This is a genomic window from Nocardia sp. BMG51109, from assembly GCF_000526215.1.
Lineage (GTDB): Bacteria > Actinomycetota > Actinomycetes > Mycobacteriales > Mycobacteriaceae > Nocardia.
Window position 1 is genome coordinate 2,455,500 of sequence record NZ_JAFQ01000004.1, and the last position, 13,755, is coordinate 2,469,254.

A 13,755-nucleotide genomic window follows, 5' to 3' on the forward strand; every position below is an offset into this window, starting at 1 on the left:
CGTCCGCCTACGCCACGACGTTGACCAGGCGGCCCGGGACGACGATGACCTTGCGGGGCTGCTTGCCGTTCAGGAACTCCAGCAGCTTCTCGTCGGTCAGGGCGGCCGATTCGATGGTCTGCCGGTCGGCGTCGGCGGGGACGCTGATGCGGCTGCGGACCTTGCCGTTGACCTGGATCGGGTACTCGACCGAATCCTCCACCAGCAGTGCGGGATCCGCGACGGGGAACGGGCCGTGTGCCAGCGCGTCGCTGTGCCCCAGCCGTTCCCACAGTTCCTCCGCGATGTGCGGGGCCATCGGCGCCAGCATCAGCACCAGCGGCTCCACCACCGACCGCGGCGCGCCCTGCGGGTACCCCTTGGTCAGGTGGTTGGTCAGCTCGATCAGCTTGGCGCCTGCGGTGTTGTCGCGCAGCGCGGCATAGTCGGCGTCGACGCCGTCGATCGTCTTGTGCAGCAGGCGCAGTGTGCCGCCGGACGGTTCGGCGTCGGTGGTGCGCACCGCGCCGCTCTCCTCGTCGACGACCAGGCGCCACACCCGCTGCAGGAACCGGTGCGCGCCGACGACGTCCTTGGTCGCCCACGGCCGCGAGGTGTCCAGCGGACCCATCGCCATCTCGTAGAAGCGGAACGTGTCGGCCCCGTACAGGTCGTACATCTCGTCCGGCGAGACGGCGTTGCGCAGCGACTTGCCGATCTTGCCGTACTCCTGGAAGACCTCGTGCTCGACGTCGTCCCCGTCGGTCCAGAAGAACTTGCCCAGCCGCTCCTCGACCTCGGCGGCCGGCACGTACGCGCCGCGCTTGTCGGTGTAGGCGTAGGCCTGGATGTAGCCCTGGTTGAACAGCCGGCGATACGGTTCCGGACCGGACACGTCACCCAGGTCGAACAGCACCTTCTGCCAGAACCGCGCGTACAGCAGGTGCAGCACCGCGTGCTCGACGCCGCCGACGTACAGATCGACGCCGCCCGGATCGTCCGGGCCGTGCTCGGCCGGGCGGGGGCCCAGCCAGTACCGCTCGTTCTCCGGCGCGGCCAGTGCCTCGGTATTGGTCGGATCGGTGTAGCGCAGCTGATACCAGGAGCTGCCCGCCCACTGCGGCATCACGTTGGTGTCGCGGCGGTAGGTCTTGGGCCCGTCGCCCAGGTCCAGTTCGACGTTCACCCAGTCGGTGGCCTTGGCCAGCGGCGGCGACGGTTCGGAATCGGCGTCGTCGGGATCGAAGGTGACCGGCGCGAAGTCCTTGACCTCCGGCAGTTCCACCGGCAGCAGGGATTCCGGCAGCGCGTGCGCCTGCCCGTCCTCGTCGTAGACGATCGGGAACGGCTCGCCCCAGTAACGCTGGCGCGCGAACAGCCAGTCGCGCAGCTTGTACTGCACGGTGCCGCGGCCGTGGCCGTCGGCCTCCAGATGCTCGACGACCTTCGCCTTCGCGGCCTCGATGTCCAGGCCGTTCAGATAGTCGGAGTTCACCAGCACACCGTCACCGGAGTATGCGGCCGTCGAAACATCGCCGCCGGCAACGACTTCCACGATCGGCAGGCCGAAGGCGGAGGCGAACTCCCAGTCGCGCTGATCGTGGCCGGGCACGGCCATGATGGCACCGGTACCGTAGCCGCTCAGCACGTAGTCGGCGATGAACACCGGAACCTGCTCGCCGTTCACCGGGTTGGTCGCGTGCACGCCCAGGAAGACGCCCGTCTTCTCCTTGTTCTCCTGGCGTTCCAGATCCGACTTCGCCGCGATCGACTCGCGGTAGGCCGCAACGGCTTTCGCGGGGGTGTCGGAGCCGAAGGTCCAGCGCTCGTCGACGCCCGCCGGGTACCGCGCGGCGACCAGCCGGTCCACCAGTTCGTGTTCGGGCGCCAGCACCACGTACGTCGCACCGAACAGGGTGTCGGGCCGGGTGGTGAACACCTCGACCGTCTCCGCTGTGTCGATGGCGGGGCTTCCGGGTCCCTCCTTCGTCGCGGCCGCTGCGGTAGGGTCGTCTCCCGCCCGTCCCGTCGCTGATCCCGCGCCGGCCGGGAACGTGACCTGCGCGCCCCGCGACCGGCCGATCCAGTTGCGCTGCATGGTCTTCACGTTGTCCGGCCACTCCAGCAGGTCCAGATCGTCGACCAGCCGGTCGGAGTAGGCGGTGATGCGCATCATCCACTGCCGCAGGCGCTTGCGGAACACGGGGAAGTTGCCCCGCTCGCTGCGTCCCTCGGCGGTGACCTCCTCGTTGGCCAGCACCGTGCCCAGGCCGGGGCACCAGTTGACCACCGAATCCGACTGGTACACCAGGCGATAGGAGTCCAGCAGCTCGCCGCGCTCGGCCCGGGACAGCTCCGCCCAGGCCCGGCCGCCGTCGATGTCGCGCTCGCCCGCGGCGAATTCGGCCTCCAGCTCGGCGATCGGGCGGGCCTTGTTCGCCGCCGTGTCGTACCAGGCGTTGTAGATGCGCAGGAAGATCCACTGCGTCCACTTGTAGAACTCGGGATCGGTGGTGGCGAACGAGCGCCGCCGGTCGTGGCCCAGGCCCAGGCGGTCCAGCTGGCGCCGCATGTTCTTGATGTTGGCCTCGGTGGTCTGCCGGGGATGCGCGCCGGTCTGCACCGCGTACTGCTCGGCGGGCAGGCCGAAGGCGTCGTAGCCCAGGGCATGCAGCACGTTGCGGCCGCGCATCCGGTGGAAGCGGGCGAACGTGTCGGTGGCGATGTAGCCCAGCGGATGGCCGACGTGCAGGCCCGCGCCGGACGGGTACGGGAACATGTCCTGGATGAACAGCTTGTCGACCGGCGTCTCGCCGCGCAGCGGGCCGACCGGGTTGGGCGCCTGGAAGGTGCCGCGCTCGTCCCATGCCCGCTGCCACTTGCGCTCGATGCGGCCGGCGAGGTCGGCGTTGTAGCGGTGTGCGGGCACGTCGCTGTCGCCGGCTGTCGCGCCGACCGGATCGGTTACACGAGTGTCCTGCACGGTCCTGCCTTCTGGTCGCCGATGTCCCCGGAATGAACGCCCCCGGAATGAACGTCGCTACCAGGGTAGAGCGTGCGCATGTCAGAGCCCAAAAAGGGTTCCCGGGGGACCTCCGCGAACGCCGCCTTTTCACACCCGGGTACCGTATGCGAGGTGTTCGTGCTGGCGCTGATCCTGTTCGTGCTGGCGGTGGTGGCCGTCGTCACCGGGGTGCTCGGGCTGACCGGTTCCCTGCCTCGCAATCGCTTCTTCGGTGTGCACACCGAGGCTGCCCTGCGCACGGACGAGACCTTCCGGGTCGCCAACCGGGTCGCGGCCCCCACCTCCTTCGGCGCGGGGGTGCTGCTCGCCGCGGGCGGGATGATCGCGCTGCTGGCGGGCGGGATCGTGGGCCTGATCGGTGCGCTGCTGGCCGCGGTGATCGCGCTGTTCGTGCTCGGCGCGGGCGCGAACGCCGGCGCGGGGGCCATCGCCGGACTCGCCTCCGCGAGCGGTGGTTGCGGCCAGGCGTGCGGGGCCTGCTCGCTGCGCGACGCCTGCCGATCGGCCGACTGATGCGCCCGCCGCTCACGGTCGGCTTCGACCTCGACATGACCCTGATCGATTCCCGTCCCGGCATCCGCGCCTGCTATCGAGCGCTGTCCGAACGCACCGGCACCCACATCGACTGGGATCTGACGATCACCAGGCTCGGCCCGCCGCTGGAGGACGAGCTCGCGCACTGGTTCCCGGCCGCCGACGTCGCGGCGATGGCCGACCTCTACCGCGAGATGTATCCCGGCCACGCCGTCACCGGAACGCTCGCGATGCCCGGCGCGCGCGAGGCCATCGAGGCCGTGCGCGCCGCGGGCGGCAGCACGCTGGTGGTCACGGCCAAATACCAGCCCAACGCCGAACTGCACCTGACCGAGCTGGACATTCCCACGGATGCGGTCGTCGGCGATCTGTGGGCGGAACGCAAGGCACACGCCCTGCGCGAACACGGCGCGAGCATCTACGTCGGCGACCACACCGGCGACGTGCTCGGCGCCCGCACCGCCGGCGCCTACTCCGTCGCCGTCACCACCGGCCCCTGCGACGCCGAGGAGCTACGCGCCGCGGGCGCGGACGTCGTGCTGACCGACCTGACGGACTTCCCCGATTGGCTGGACGGCTACCTCGACACCGTGCGCTCCGCCTGACCACGACGGGATCAGGGCTTCCGGGCGTCACCGAGGGCAGACGAACGCTCCCGGGACGAGGTCGTCCCGGGAGCGTTCGGTCCGGCGTGCCGGCTCAGGTGGTCCTGCGGCGGAATGTGGTTTTCGCCCAGAGGTAGCCGACGATCGCGATGCCCGCGCACCAGGCGAGGGCGATGAGGGCGTTGTTGCCGATCTCCGTGCCCATCAGCAGGCCGCGCAGGGTCTCGGTGATCGGGGTGAAGGGCTGGTACTCGGCGAACTGGCGGACGCCGGTCGGCATGGTGTCGGTCGGGACCAGGCCGCTGCCGAGCATCGGCAGGTATACGACGGGCATGGGGGTGTTGCTGGCGCTCTCCGGATTCGAGGCCGAGACGCCGAAACCCGCACCGAGCCAGTTCAATGCGAAGACCACCACCGTCAGCAGGCCCACCGCGGCCACCCATTCGAGCGGGTCGGCATTCGGCCGGAACCCGAGCAGCAGCGCGACGCCGACCATCAGGGTGATGCCCAGCAGCCCCTGGATCAGCGTGCCGAGCACCTCGCCGGTGAGTATCGCGGAGTGCGACATCGACATGGTGCGAAAGCGATTGACGATGCCCTTGGTCATATCCGTCGCCACCGACACCGAGACCGATGTGACCAGCAGCGCCGGGACCAGCAGGATGATGCCCGGGGCGAGGTAGTCGATGTAGTCGCCGTCGATGGCGCCGCCGAGCGCGCCGCCGAACACGTAGTTGAACATCAGCAGCAGCACGACGGGCAGGGCGATCAACATCACCGTCATGCCGGGATAACGCTTGGCGTGCACCATATTCCGGCGCAGCATGGTGGCGGTATCGGCCACCGCATAGGTGGTGCTCATGACACGGTTTCCTTTTCGGGAACGTCGGGAACGGGTTGTCCGGTGAGGGTGAGGAATACGTCGTCGAGATCGGGGGTGTGCACGGCCAGCCCCTCGGGTTCGATGTCGGCGGCGTCGAGCCGGTCCAGCACGGCGCGCAGCGAACGCACGCCGCCGTCGCTGGGGATCGCGAGGGTCGGGTCGTCGGCCTGCGGCACGCCGCCGAGCAGCCGCGCCGCGATGTCCAGGGCGGCGCGATCGGCGAACGTCAACCGGATGTGGCCACCGGGGACCAGCCGTTTCAGCTCGCCGGGTGTGCCCTGCGCGACGATGCGGCCGTGGTCGAGGACCGCGATCCGGTCCGCGAGCTGATCCGCCTCCTCCAGGTACTGCGTGGTGAGGAAGACCGTCACGCCGTCCGCGACCAGCTCGCGGATGATCTCCCACATGCCGCGGCGGCTGCGTGGATCGAGACCGGTGGTCGGCTCGTCCAGGAAGATCACCTGCGGATCGCCGACCAGCGTCATGGCCAGGTCGAGCCGCCGGGTCATGCCGCCGGAGTAGGTGCCCGCCACCTTCTCGGCCGCCTCCACCAGGTCGAACCGGGCCAGCAGATCGTCCGCGCGGCGGCGGCCCTCCCCGCGCGGCAGATGATGCAGATCGCCCATCAGCAGCAGGTTCTCGCGACCGGTGAGCAGTTCGTCGACGGCGGAGAACTGCCCGGTGACGCCGATGATCGCGCGCACCGCATCCGGATCGCCGGCGATATCGTGGCCGCCCACCCGGATCTCGCCACCGTCGGCGCGCAGCAGCGTGGACAGGATGTGCACCATCGTGGTCTTGCCCGCGCCGTTGGGGCCGAGTAGCGAGAAGATGGTGCCTTCGCCGACGTTCAGGTCGATGCCGTCGAGCACGACCTGGTCGCCGAAGGATTTCCGCAGGCCGGCGACCGCAATGGCCGGCGGGGGATATCCGGTGGTCATGGTTGTCCCTCTCATCAGTGAATGGTTATGAATGCATGAATCGGCCGCGCCGTGACCACTTCGACAGTGGCCAAGGGTGGGTTGTGCCGTATTCGGTTGTGCGGGAAAGGTTCCCGCCGAGGCTCAGATGTCGAGATCCTCGATCTGCGGATGCTCGACGATGTCGCGCACGCGCGCGTAGAGGTTGTTCGGGATCCTCCCCTTCAGATCGGTGACCGAGTCGTAGATGTCCAGCGTGAAATCGCCCCAGTCGGGATCGCCGACGCCGAGCAGCTTGCGCCAGTTGGTCAGGTCCTTGATCCAGTTGCCGCCGCTGTCGGTGGGATATTCGGCCCACGCGGAGGTCTGCATGTGCAGCGCGAACTTGCCCTTGCGGCTGCGGTACACGCGGATGTGTTGCTGGTGCTGATCGTTGATATCGCGGAACTCGCCCAGCAGGACCCCCGAGAAGCGGACCTGTCTGCCGCCGTTGTGGCCGACGCGCAGGACGACCTCCTCGTAGCCCTGCTGCCGGCCCTCCTCCAGTTCGATGAACCGGCGCAGCGCCGTCACGATCGCCCCCGACAGATTGCCGCCGACCAACTCCTGCGCGCGCTGGAACAGGGGCAGGTCGTCGTCGGATACGTACACGGTCTTGTTGGGCATGTGAATCACTATACGTAGACGTATACATACACACAAGGGCTGTCGCGGAACGGCAACCGCCGGGCGTTGCCGGCAGGGGGTGCTCGGTTCAGCCCTAGGTGTGTGAACTCCCCGCTGCCGTGGGTCGTATTCCGGGCAGAGCGAACAACGATCGTGCGCTCGGGCCCGGCAGAAAGGAGCCCTCATGCCACCACGGGCAGTGGATTATCTGGTGCAGGCCGTCGCGACCCTCGGGGTCCGGCACATCTTCGGCGTGGACGGCGCCAACATCGAGGACCTCTACGACGCGATCTTCGACTCGCCCCACGACGTGACCGGTGTAGTGGCCAAGCACGAGTTCTCCGCCGCCACCATGGCCGACGGATACGCGCGATCCACCGCCGGACTCGGCGTCGTGTGCGCCACGTCCGGCGGCGGCGCCATGAATCTCGTTGCGGGGCTGGCGGAATCGTTCGCCGCGCGGGTGCCCGTGCTGGCGCTGGTCGGGCAGCAGCCGGCCGCGCTGGAAGGGCGGGGCGCCTTCCAGGATTCCAGCGGTCTTGCCGGGACCTTCGATGCCGCAAGGCTTTTCGAACAGATCACGCGGTACTGCGCCCGGGTGGACGCGGTCGACGCGCTGCCCCGGCACCTGTCCCGGGCGGTGACGGCGGCCCGGCGGGGCGGCCCGGCGGTGCTGTTGCTGCCCAAGGACGTTCAGCAGGCGGAGATCGGTGACCTGCCCCCGTTCGTCGCGCCGCGGCCGTCCACCGCCCGGGACGACGCCGGGCTGGACCGGGTGGTGGCCGAGCTGCATTCGGCCCGGGCCACCGGCAAGATCGTGATCATCGCCGGTGATCAGGTGGCCCGCGACGGCGCCCGCGACGAATTGCGGCACCTGGCAGCGGTATTGGATGCCGCGGTGGGCGTGGCCCCGGACGCCAAGGACGTCTACGGCCCCGACGAACCCGGATTCTGCGGCGTGTCCGGCACCATGGGTCACCCCGAACTCGTCGACGCCGTGCGGCGTTCGGCGCTGTGCCTGCTGGTCGGCACCCGCATGCCGGTCACGGCCCGGGCCGGGCTGGACGACGCGCTGCGCGGCCCCGCGCTGGCGAGCGTGGGCGCCGAACCGCCCTACCCGGCGTCGGTGCACGCCACCAGCGCCGACCTGAGGACGGCCCTCGCCGAACTCGCCGCATCCCAGGGCGCCACCGAGCCCGAACCGGCGCCGCACCGCCCAAATCCCTCCGACGGTCCCTTCTTCGCCGCGGCGCGCCCGCGCGAGCTGACCCCGCTCGAGGTGCCCGCCGCCACCGGCCCCGGGCTGCGCTACCGGGACATCGTCGAAACTCTCAATGCCACCGTCGATCCCGGCACCGACGTCTTCGCCGACGCCGGCAATACGGGTGCGTCGGTGGTCCACCACCTGCGCCTCCCCCGTGGTGGCCGGTTCGTCGTCGCGCTGGGCATGGGCGGCATGGGGTACGCCTTCGGCGCCGGCATCGGCTCGGCCTTCGCGCGGCGGCGGCGCTCCGGCGGCGGCGTGCGGCGCACCCTGGTGGTCGCCGGGGACGGCGCATTCTTCATGCACGGCATGGAGATTCACACCGCGATCGAGCACGAGCTACCGGTGACGTTCCTGGTGTTCAACAACAACGCGCACGCCATGTGCGTCACCCGGGAACAGCTGTACTACGGAGATCGCTACAGCTTCAACCGATTCCAGCCCGCCCACCTCGGCGCGGGCGTGGCCGCCATGTTCCCGCGGCTGCCCTCGTACTCCCCCACCGGCACGGACGAACTCGCCGCCGTGCTGGACCACTGCTTCGAAACCACCGGGCCGTCGTTCGTCTCGATCGACTGCGACCCGGACGAGATCCCGCCGTTCGCTCCATTTCTCTCGATACCCAGGAGGAATCCGTGACCACCAGTTCCCTGCCCGCGCTCAGCGATATTCCGCAGCAGGACATCCCCGAGATCCTGCGCATCGAGAACTCCGATCGCGAGGCCACGACGCCGATCATCATGGACATGCTGCGGTCGGTGTATCCGCACGACCAGATCTACGGCGAGTACTGCCCGGTGCAGTCCTACATCGCCGCACCGCCGCGCGAGGTCTACGAGTATCTGGCCGACACCCGCAGCCTGGAGGAATGGACCTACAGCCTGCGCGGATTCGTCGAGACCGACGAGCCGGGGCTGTGGCTGGCCTACGACCGGCTGGGTTCGGAAACCGAGATCTACACCCGCACCGTCGCCAACCCGGACGCGCTGACCGTCGACTACCACTGCGCCTGGGACCAGGGCAAACACCTGTGGATGATCTACCTGATGCGGGTGGTCGACGCCCAGGTGGTGTTCGACAAGCCGGGTTCGGTGGTGCTGTGGATGAACTGCCGCCACCCGTTCTACGACGACAACCCCTACCCGGAGACCGCGCCGCCGAAGCGGCCGGTGTGGGTGGGTGACTTCTGGGACATGTTCTCCGCCGGTCATCAGCTGGAGATGAACAACCTCAAGGCGATCTGTGAATACCGGGCGGCGCACGGCCTGCCCGTCACCCCCGACTGGATGAAGTGAGGCACGCGCCGATGGATTTCACCGAACCCACCCTGTCGCTGCCGCCGGTCAGCCTGGTCGACGTGGCCGGATATCTGCCCGGGGACCCGGTCGGCACCGAGTATTTCACGCAGTTCTCCCGTTCCGAGCGGATGGCCAAGAACGTGATGTTCCGGGCGCCCAAGGCCCGCCATCACGTCGATCGGGACGAGACGGCGGTCGACATGGTCGAGCGCGCCGTCGCGCCGTTGATCGAACGTCATGGGGCACGGGTCGTTTCGGATGTCGACGTGGTGATCACCCATACCCAGCTGCCGACCAATCCGGTACTGGGCGCCGGGCCCGAGGTGGCCCGGCGGCTCGGGATGCGCCCGGGCTGGGTGCTCGACGTGCACAACGGCGGCTGTGCGGCATTCATCCACATGATGTCGCTGGCGCGGATGATCCTGCAGACCACCAGCGCCCGCAGCGCATTGATCGCGGCGGTCCAGAACACCGCGGGCCCGGTGTTCACGCAGAGCACCATCCGTGGGCTCGCCCAGGCCCCGGTGCCGGGCGACGGCTGCGGTGTCGGGCTGCTGATGAAGAACAACCGGGCGCCGATCCTGGACATCGAGGCCCGCACCTATCCCGAATTCGCCGGCGATATGGACTTCGGCACCAACTCGGAGCGCAAGTACTGGGAGCCGGGGGAGGGGCAGGGCTGCGTCAGCTTCAACGAATCCAAGATCACCAAGGTGTTCGCGCGCGGCAACCGGCTGGTGCCCGAGGTGGCGCTGGCGGTCTGTGAACGGATCGGGATGAAGAGCCGCGACGTCGATACCTTCGTCACCAATCAACCCAACCGGTTGTTCCTGCGCAACTGGCACGACGCGCTGGAGCTGCCGGCGGAACGTCATCCCGACACCTTCGACCGGTGCGGAAACCTGTTCGCCGCGGGCATTCCCGTCACGCTGGATGCCGAGAATCGGGCGGGCCGGCTGCGCAACGGCTCGGTGGTGCTGCTGTCGGCCTTCGCGCACGCCGGTGATTTCGCCGCCGCGGCCGCCGTGCGCTGGGGGGCCGCGGAATGAGCGGCAACCGGTCCACCTCGGCCCGGCGCCCCTCGGCCCGGCAGTCGGTGCGGGCGCAGCACACGATGCCGCGACAGGTGACGAATCCGGTCCGCTTCGATCTGCGGCTGAGCGAAAACCCGTTTCCGCCACTGCCCTCGGTGGTCGAGGCGATGAACGGCACGCTGGCGCAGGCGAACCGGTATCCGGAATTCCTGCCGCACCGGCTGCCGCGGCTGATCGCCGGGCAGGTGGGGGTGTCCGAGGACCAGATCGTGGTCGGCTCGGGGGCGACCGGCGTGGCACTGCAGATCATGCAGGCGCTGACCGCCCCGGGCGACGAGATGGTCCACGCGACACCGACCTTCGACGGCTACCCGATCCTGGCGGGGATGGCGGGGCTGAAGACCGTTGCGCTGCCGCTGGATTCGCGGGGCCGGCAGGACCTGTGGGCGCTGGCGCGGGCCGTCGGCGATCGCACCGGGCTGGTCGCGGTGTGCCGTCCGCACAACCCGACCGGCACCGTGGTCCCGGCCGCCGAACTCAAGGCATTCCTGTTCGGGATGCCGCGCGACGTGCCGGTGGTCCTGGACGAGGCCTACGTCGAATTCCTCGGCGCCGACGACACTCTCGACGCCGTCGGGCTGGTCTCCCGCTATCCGAATCTGCTGGTCCTGCGGACCTTCTCCAAGGCCTACGGGCTGGCCGGGCTGCGCATCGGCTACGCGATCGGTCAGACGGACCTGGTGCGCCGGGTGCGGCGGTTGCAGCTGCCGTTCGGGGTGCCCGAATCGGCGGTCACCGCGGTGACCGCCTCCTACGCCGCGCGGCGGGAGCTGGACGATCGGGTGCTGCGCATCACCACCGGGCGCGAGATGCTGCGAACGACGTTGCGCTGCCACGGTATCCGCGTGCCGCGCAGTCGCGCGAACTTCCTCTACCTGCCTGGTGCGGACGTCGCCGACCGGCTGGCCCGGGCAGGCATCGCGGCCAAGACCTATCCGGACGGCAGTGCCCGGATCGCGGTCGGCGATCCGCTGTCGGACGCCGCGGTCCGGCGGGTGCTGACCGAGCACGCACCGGTCGGCGGACATCGGTTCCGGTCCCGGCGCGAGGACACCGGCATGTGCACCTACACCGTGCGATCCGAATCGACCGGGGACGGCGACGACCAGAAAAACTAGCAGCGCTGGACAGTGCCGTCGGGCGTTGCTACTCGGGTTCCTCACCCGCTACGCCGGCGTCGCCGAGCCGATCGACGAGGCGCAGAAGGCGGCCGCGCGATCGGGCGTGATTCCGCCGGACGCCCGTGCGCTGCACCAGAAATGGGACAGCGTCCTGGGCCTGCGGGTCGGTGCGCAGGGCATCGCCGTCGCGGCCCTGTGCACGACCCTGGCGCTGCTGCGAGAAATGCCGGGCATCACAGGCTGCTCCGGAGCAACGCCTGATTGGATGCGGTGGAACGGATCTCGATGGAACGGATCTGATCCGGCGGGGCGGCGGTGGTGCCGTCGGGCGCCACGGTCTCGCCCGGCTGGGCCGTCCACTGCGCGATCATCGACTGGGTGCCGTCGGCGTGCAGTACCCACATCGAACCCTGCCACGTGTACTGCGTGGCGGACGGTGCGTAGCTGCACGTCATTTCGACCCGGGTGCCGTCGGGTACGGCCACCACCCGGAAACTGGCGGTGATCGGCGAGGGAACCACCGGATCCATGCTCCGCTCGGCCACCACCTGGGGAACGGCCGCCGGAGCGGGGCTCTCGCTCAGCGAGGTCGTCACCGGGATCGCGATGGCCGCCGCCGCGACGGCCGCGGCCACCGCCCCCGCGGCCGCGAGTGCCCGCCCGCGGCGGCGCTCCTCGCGCGCCCGGGTTGCCAAGCGGGACAGTGGTATAGGCGCGGGCATCGGCGCGGACGTGGGCATCGGCGCAGACGCCGCCGGGTGACCGAACGCACCCGGATCCTCGTACGCGGTCGGCTCGCCGGGTACCGAATCGACCAGCGACAGCGCCACACCGGCATTCACCTGCCCGAGCAACCCGGGCATCCCGGCCAGCTCCGCCACCGCCTCCCGGCACCGCGCGCACTGCGCCAGATGCGCCTCGAATTCCCATCGTTCGGCACGGTCGAGGGCGCCGAGAACGTAAGGGGCATCCCACGTCGCGTACGCGTCGTCGCCGCCGGGCACCGCCGTTGGCGCCGTGTCCGTCACTTCGTCACCCCCATCTCCTGTAGTGCCGAGCGCAGCGCGCGCATGCCGTAGTGCATCCGGGATTTCACCGTGCCCTCGGGGATGGCCAGTTCCGTCGCGATCTGCTGGGTCGACAGGCCACGGTAGTAGGCGCGCACGATCACCTCGCGGTGGTCGATGCTGAGCCGGGCGAGCGCATCCGTGATCAGCCAGCCGTCCAAGGCGCGGTCCGCCTGGTCCGGGGTCGGCTGCTCGGGCGGCTTGTCGGTGCGGAACTCCCGGCGATGGCGGGCGCTGCGGTACTCGTCCACCACCATGTTGCGGGCCACGGTGAACAACCACGCCCGCGCCGAGGCGGTCGACTGATCGAGGACCTGCGGGCGTTGCCACGCCCGCAACAGCGTCTCCTGCACGATGTCCTCGGCCCGCCCCGAATCCCCGACGAGGCTGTAGGTGTAGCGCCACAGCGCCGCCGAGTGCTGGTCGTACAGCACCCGCAGCAGCTCCGCCTGAGCCGGGTCACCACCGACGGCCGGGAGTGCGGGAGCGCCGCCGCGAGACGGCTGGGTATCGGATCCGTCACTGGGCGAGCGTGCCATACGCTCGCCTGGTCGATCGTCGGATCACGGATCCGGAAATAGTGGCCACACTAGGCGTATACGTTTTCAGTTCCGTTCCAGTTCGATCGGATGCGTGGCCAGCATCGACAGCGGCAGCGGCTGTCGGCGCAGCACCTGAGCCCACAGGTCGGCGCGGCCGGCGATCGGGTCGCTCGGCAGGGCCGACAGCACGATCCAGTCGCCGCGCTCCAGCTCGCTCTCCAATTGCCCGAACGTCCAGCCCGCATAGCCAGCGAAGACACGGATACCCTCCACCATCGGCGCGATCACGTCCGGATCGGAATCCAGATCCAGCAGCGCCACCCGGCCGTCCACCCGGCGCAGGCCGGCGGACCGATCTATCGGGGTGCCCACCTTCACCGTGGCCAGGCACAGTGCCGCGTCGCGCTTCACCGGGCCGCCCAGGTACAGCGAACCTGGTGCGGCCGCCAGCTCGCCCCAGCGCGGTAGCACGTCCCCCACCGGCGTGTCGCTGGGCCGGTTGATGACTACGCCGAGGCTGCCGGCGTCGTTGTGCTCGACGATGTACACGACGGTGCGCCGGAACGAGGGCTCGGTCAGATCGGTCGCCGAAACCAGCAGCGTGCCGGGCCGCACCACCTGTTCCTCGTGCTGGGATTCCCGTCCGAAGCGGTCGCCGTGTTCCTCTGCGCGTGCCACCCCGTCATCATCGCACCGCTGTCGCCGAAACGGGACCGTGTTGGTTGCCGCGACTGCGCCACGGCGTGTTTCCGCGGTC

The 13,755-nt window shown here is 69.6% G+C and carries 13 protein-coding genes; 6 read left to right on the forward strand and 7 right to left on the reverse strand.

All coding sequences use genetic code 11. From position 1 onward, the window contains the following. Window positions 1-7 precede the first annotated feature (7 nt). The gene (gene leuS, locus D892_RS0112575; RefSeq protein WP_024801574.1) at window positions 8-2,962 is read right to left on the reverse strand and encodes a leucine--tRNA ligase; all 2,955 of its coding nucleotides are present in this window, start codon (window positions 2,960-2,962) and stop codon (window positions 8-10) included. 78 nt (window positions 2,963-3,040) lie between these two features. Between leuS and D892_RS0112580 the strand changes: the two genes are divergently transcribed. Both D892_RS0112580 and D892_RS0112585 read left to right on the forward strand, forming a co-directional pair. Then, on the forward strand, window positions 3,041-3,517 hold the full coding sequence (locus tag D892_RS0112580) for an SdpI family protein (RefSeq protein WP_232236071.1): 477 nt from the start codon (window positions 3,041-3,043) through the stop codon (window positions 3,515-3,517). Further along, a complete protein-coding gene (locus tag D892_RS0112585; protein WP_036568778.1) occupies window positions 3,517-4,143 on the forward strand; it encodes an HAD family hydrolase in 627 nt (208 codons plus the stop codon). Before D892_RS0112580 ends, D892_RS0112585 begins: the two co-directional genes overlap by 1 nt. A gap of 94 nt (window positions 4,144-4,237) precedes the next feature. On the opposite strand, the gene D892_RS0112590 is transcribed toward D892_RS0112585, so the two are convergent. The 3 genes from D892_RS0112590 to D892_RS0112600 form a co-directional block, all read right to left on the reverse strand. After that, on the reverse strand, window positions 4,238-5,005 hold the full coding sequence (locus D892_RS0112590; protein WP_024801577.1) for an ABC transporter permease: 768 nt from the start codon (window positions 5,003-5,005) through the stop codon (window positions 4,238-4,240). After that, window positions 5,002-5,967, reverse strand: coding sequence for a daunorubicin resistance protein DrrA family ABC transporter ATP-binding protein (locus tag D892_RS0112595; protein WP_024801578.1), 966 nt, complete (start codon window positions 5,965-5,967; stop codon window positions 5,002-5,004). Before D892_RS0112595 ends, D892_RS0112590 begins: the two co-directional genes overlap by 4 nt. Before the next feature lie 123 nt (window positions 5,968-6,090). Continuing rightward, window positions 6,091-6,612: an EXLDI protein gene (locus tag D892_RS0112600; RefSeq protein WP_024801579.1), complete on the reverse strand. Its 522-nt coding sequence runs from the start codon at window positions 6,610-6,612 to the stop codon at window positions 6,091-6,093. Window positions 6,613-6,796: 184 nt separating this feature from the next. Here D892_RS0112600 and D892_RS0112605 point away from each other — a divergent pair, with 184 nt between their 5' ends. The 4 genes from D892_RS0112605 to D892_RS41035 all read left to right on the forward strand — a co-directional run bounded on the left by D892_RS0112605 (window position 6,797) and on the right by D892_RS41035 (window position 11,386). Next, window positions 6,797-8,515 carry a thiamine pyrophosphate-binding protein gene (locus tag D892_RS0112605; protein ID WP_024801580.1) on the forward strand — a complete coding sequence of 573 codons (1,719 nt, stop codon included), beginning with the start codon at window positions 6,797-6,799 and terminating at the stop codon, window positions 8,513-8,515. Further along, the gene (locus D892_RS0112610; RefSeq protein WP_024801581.1) at window positions 8,512-9,171 is read left to right on the forward strand and encodes a hypothetical protein; all 660 of its coding nucleotides are present in this window, start codon (window positions 8,512-8,514) and stop codon (window positions 9,169-9,171) included. The genes D892_RS0112605 and D892_RS0112610 overlap by 4 nt, the downstream gene beginning before the upstream one ends. Window positions 9,172-9,182: 11 nt before the next feature. Beyond that, window positions 9,183-10,223, forward strand: a complete 1,041-nt coding sequence (locus tag D892_RS0112615; protein ID WP_051499053.1) for a 3-oxoacyl-ACP synthase III family protein — start codon at window positions 9,183-9,185, stop codon at window positions 10,221-10,223. A 65-nt stretch (window positions 10,224-10,288) separates the two neighbouring features. Further along, window positions 10,289-11,386 (forward strand): aminotransferase class I/II-fold pyridoxal phosphate-dependent enzyme, encoded by a 1,098-nt coding sequence (locus D892_RS41035; RefSeq protein ID WP_369801820.1) that lies wholly within the window; start codon window positions 10,289-10,291, stop codon window positions 11,384-11,386. A 236-nt stretch (window positions 11,387-11,622) separates the two neighbouring features. Here D892_RS41035 and D892_RS47700 read toward each other — a convergent pair whose 3' ends face one another. The 3 genes from D892_RS47700 to D892_RS0112640 all read right to left on the reverse strand — a co-directional run bounded on the left by D892_RS47700 (window position 11,623) and on the right by D892_RS0112640 (window position 13,676). Next, the gene (locus D892_RS47700) at window positions 11,623-12,417 is read right to left on the reverse strand and encodes a zf-HC2 domain-containing protein (protein WP_024801584.1); all 795 of its coding nucleotides are present in this window, start codon (window positions 12,415-12,417) and stop codon (window positions 11,623-11,625) included. Continuing rightward, window positions 12,414-12,995 (reverse strand): sigma-70 family RNA polymerase sigma factor, encoded by a 582-nt coding sequence (locus D892_RS0112635; RefSeq protein WP_024801585.1) that lies wholly within the window; start codon window positions 12,993-12,995, stop codon window positions 12,414-12,416. Before D892_RS0112635 ends, D892_RS47700 begins: the two co-directional genes overlap by 4 nt. 66 nt (window positions 12,996-13,061) lie before the next feature. Further along, window positions 13,062-13,676, reverse strand: a complete 615-nt coding sequence (locus D892_RS0112640; RefSeq protein WP_024801586.1) for a YqgE/AlgH family protein — start codon at window positions 13,674-13,676, stop codon at window positions 13,062-13,064. Between the last annotated feature and the right edge of the window lie 79 nt (window positions 13,677-13,755).

What these genes read in the sequence shown, in the direction of transcription:
- D892_RS0112580 (WP_232236071.1), top strand. Translation starts at nt 3,041, where the DNA reads ATGTCAGAGCCCAAAAAGGGTTCCCGGGGGACCTCCGCGAACGCCGCC.
- D892_RS0112585 (WP_036568778.1), top strand. Translation starts at nt 3,517, where the DNA reads ATGCGCCCGCCGCTCACGGTCGGCTTCGACCTCGACATGACCCTGATC.
- D892_RS0112590 (WP_024801577.1), bottom strand. Translation starts at nt 5,005, where the DNA reads ATGAGCACCACCTATGCGGTGGCCGATACCGCCACCATGCTGCGCCGG.
- D892_RS0112595 (WP_024801578.1), bottom strand. Translation starts at nt 5,967, where the DNA reads ATGACCACCGGATATCCCCCGCCGGCCATTGCGGTCGCCGGCCTGCGG.
- D892_RS0112600 (WP_024801579.1), bottom strand. Translation starts at nt 6,612, where the DNA reads ATGCCCAACAAGACCGTGTACGTATCCGACGACGACCTGCCCCTGTTC.
- D892_RS0112605 (WP_024801580.1), top strand. Translation starts at nt 6,797, where the DNA reads ATGCCACCACGGGCAGTGGATTATCTGGTGCAGGCCGTCGCGACCCTC.
- D892_RS0112615 (WP_051499053.1), top strand. Translation starts at nt 9,183, where the DNA reads ATGGATTTCACCGAACCCACCCTGTCGCTGCCGCCGGTCAGCCTGGTC.
- D892_RS41035 (WP_369801820.1), top strand. Translation starts at nt 10,289, where the DNA reads ATGCCGCGACAGGTGACGAATCCGGTCCGCTTCGATCTGCGGCTGAGC.
- D892_RS0112635 (WP_024801585.1), bottom strand. Translation starts at nt 12,995, where the DNA reads ATGGCACGCTCGCCCAGTGACGGATCCGATACCCAGCCGTCTCGCGGC.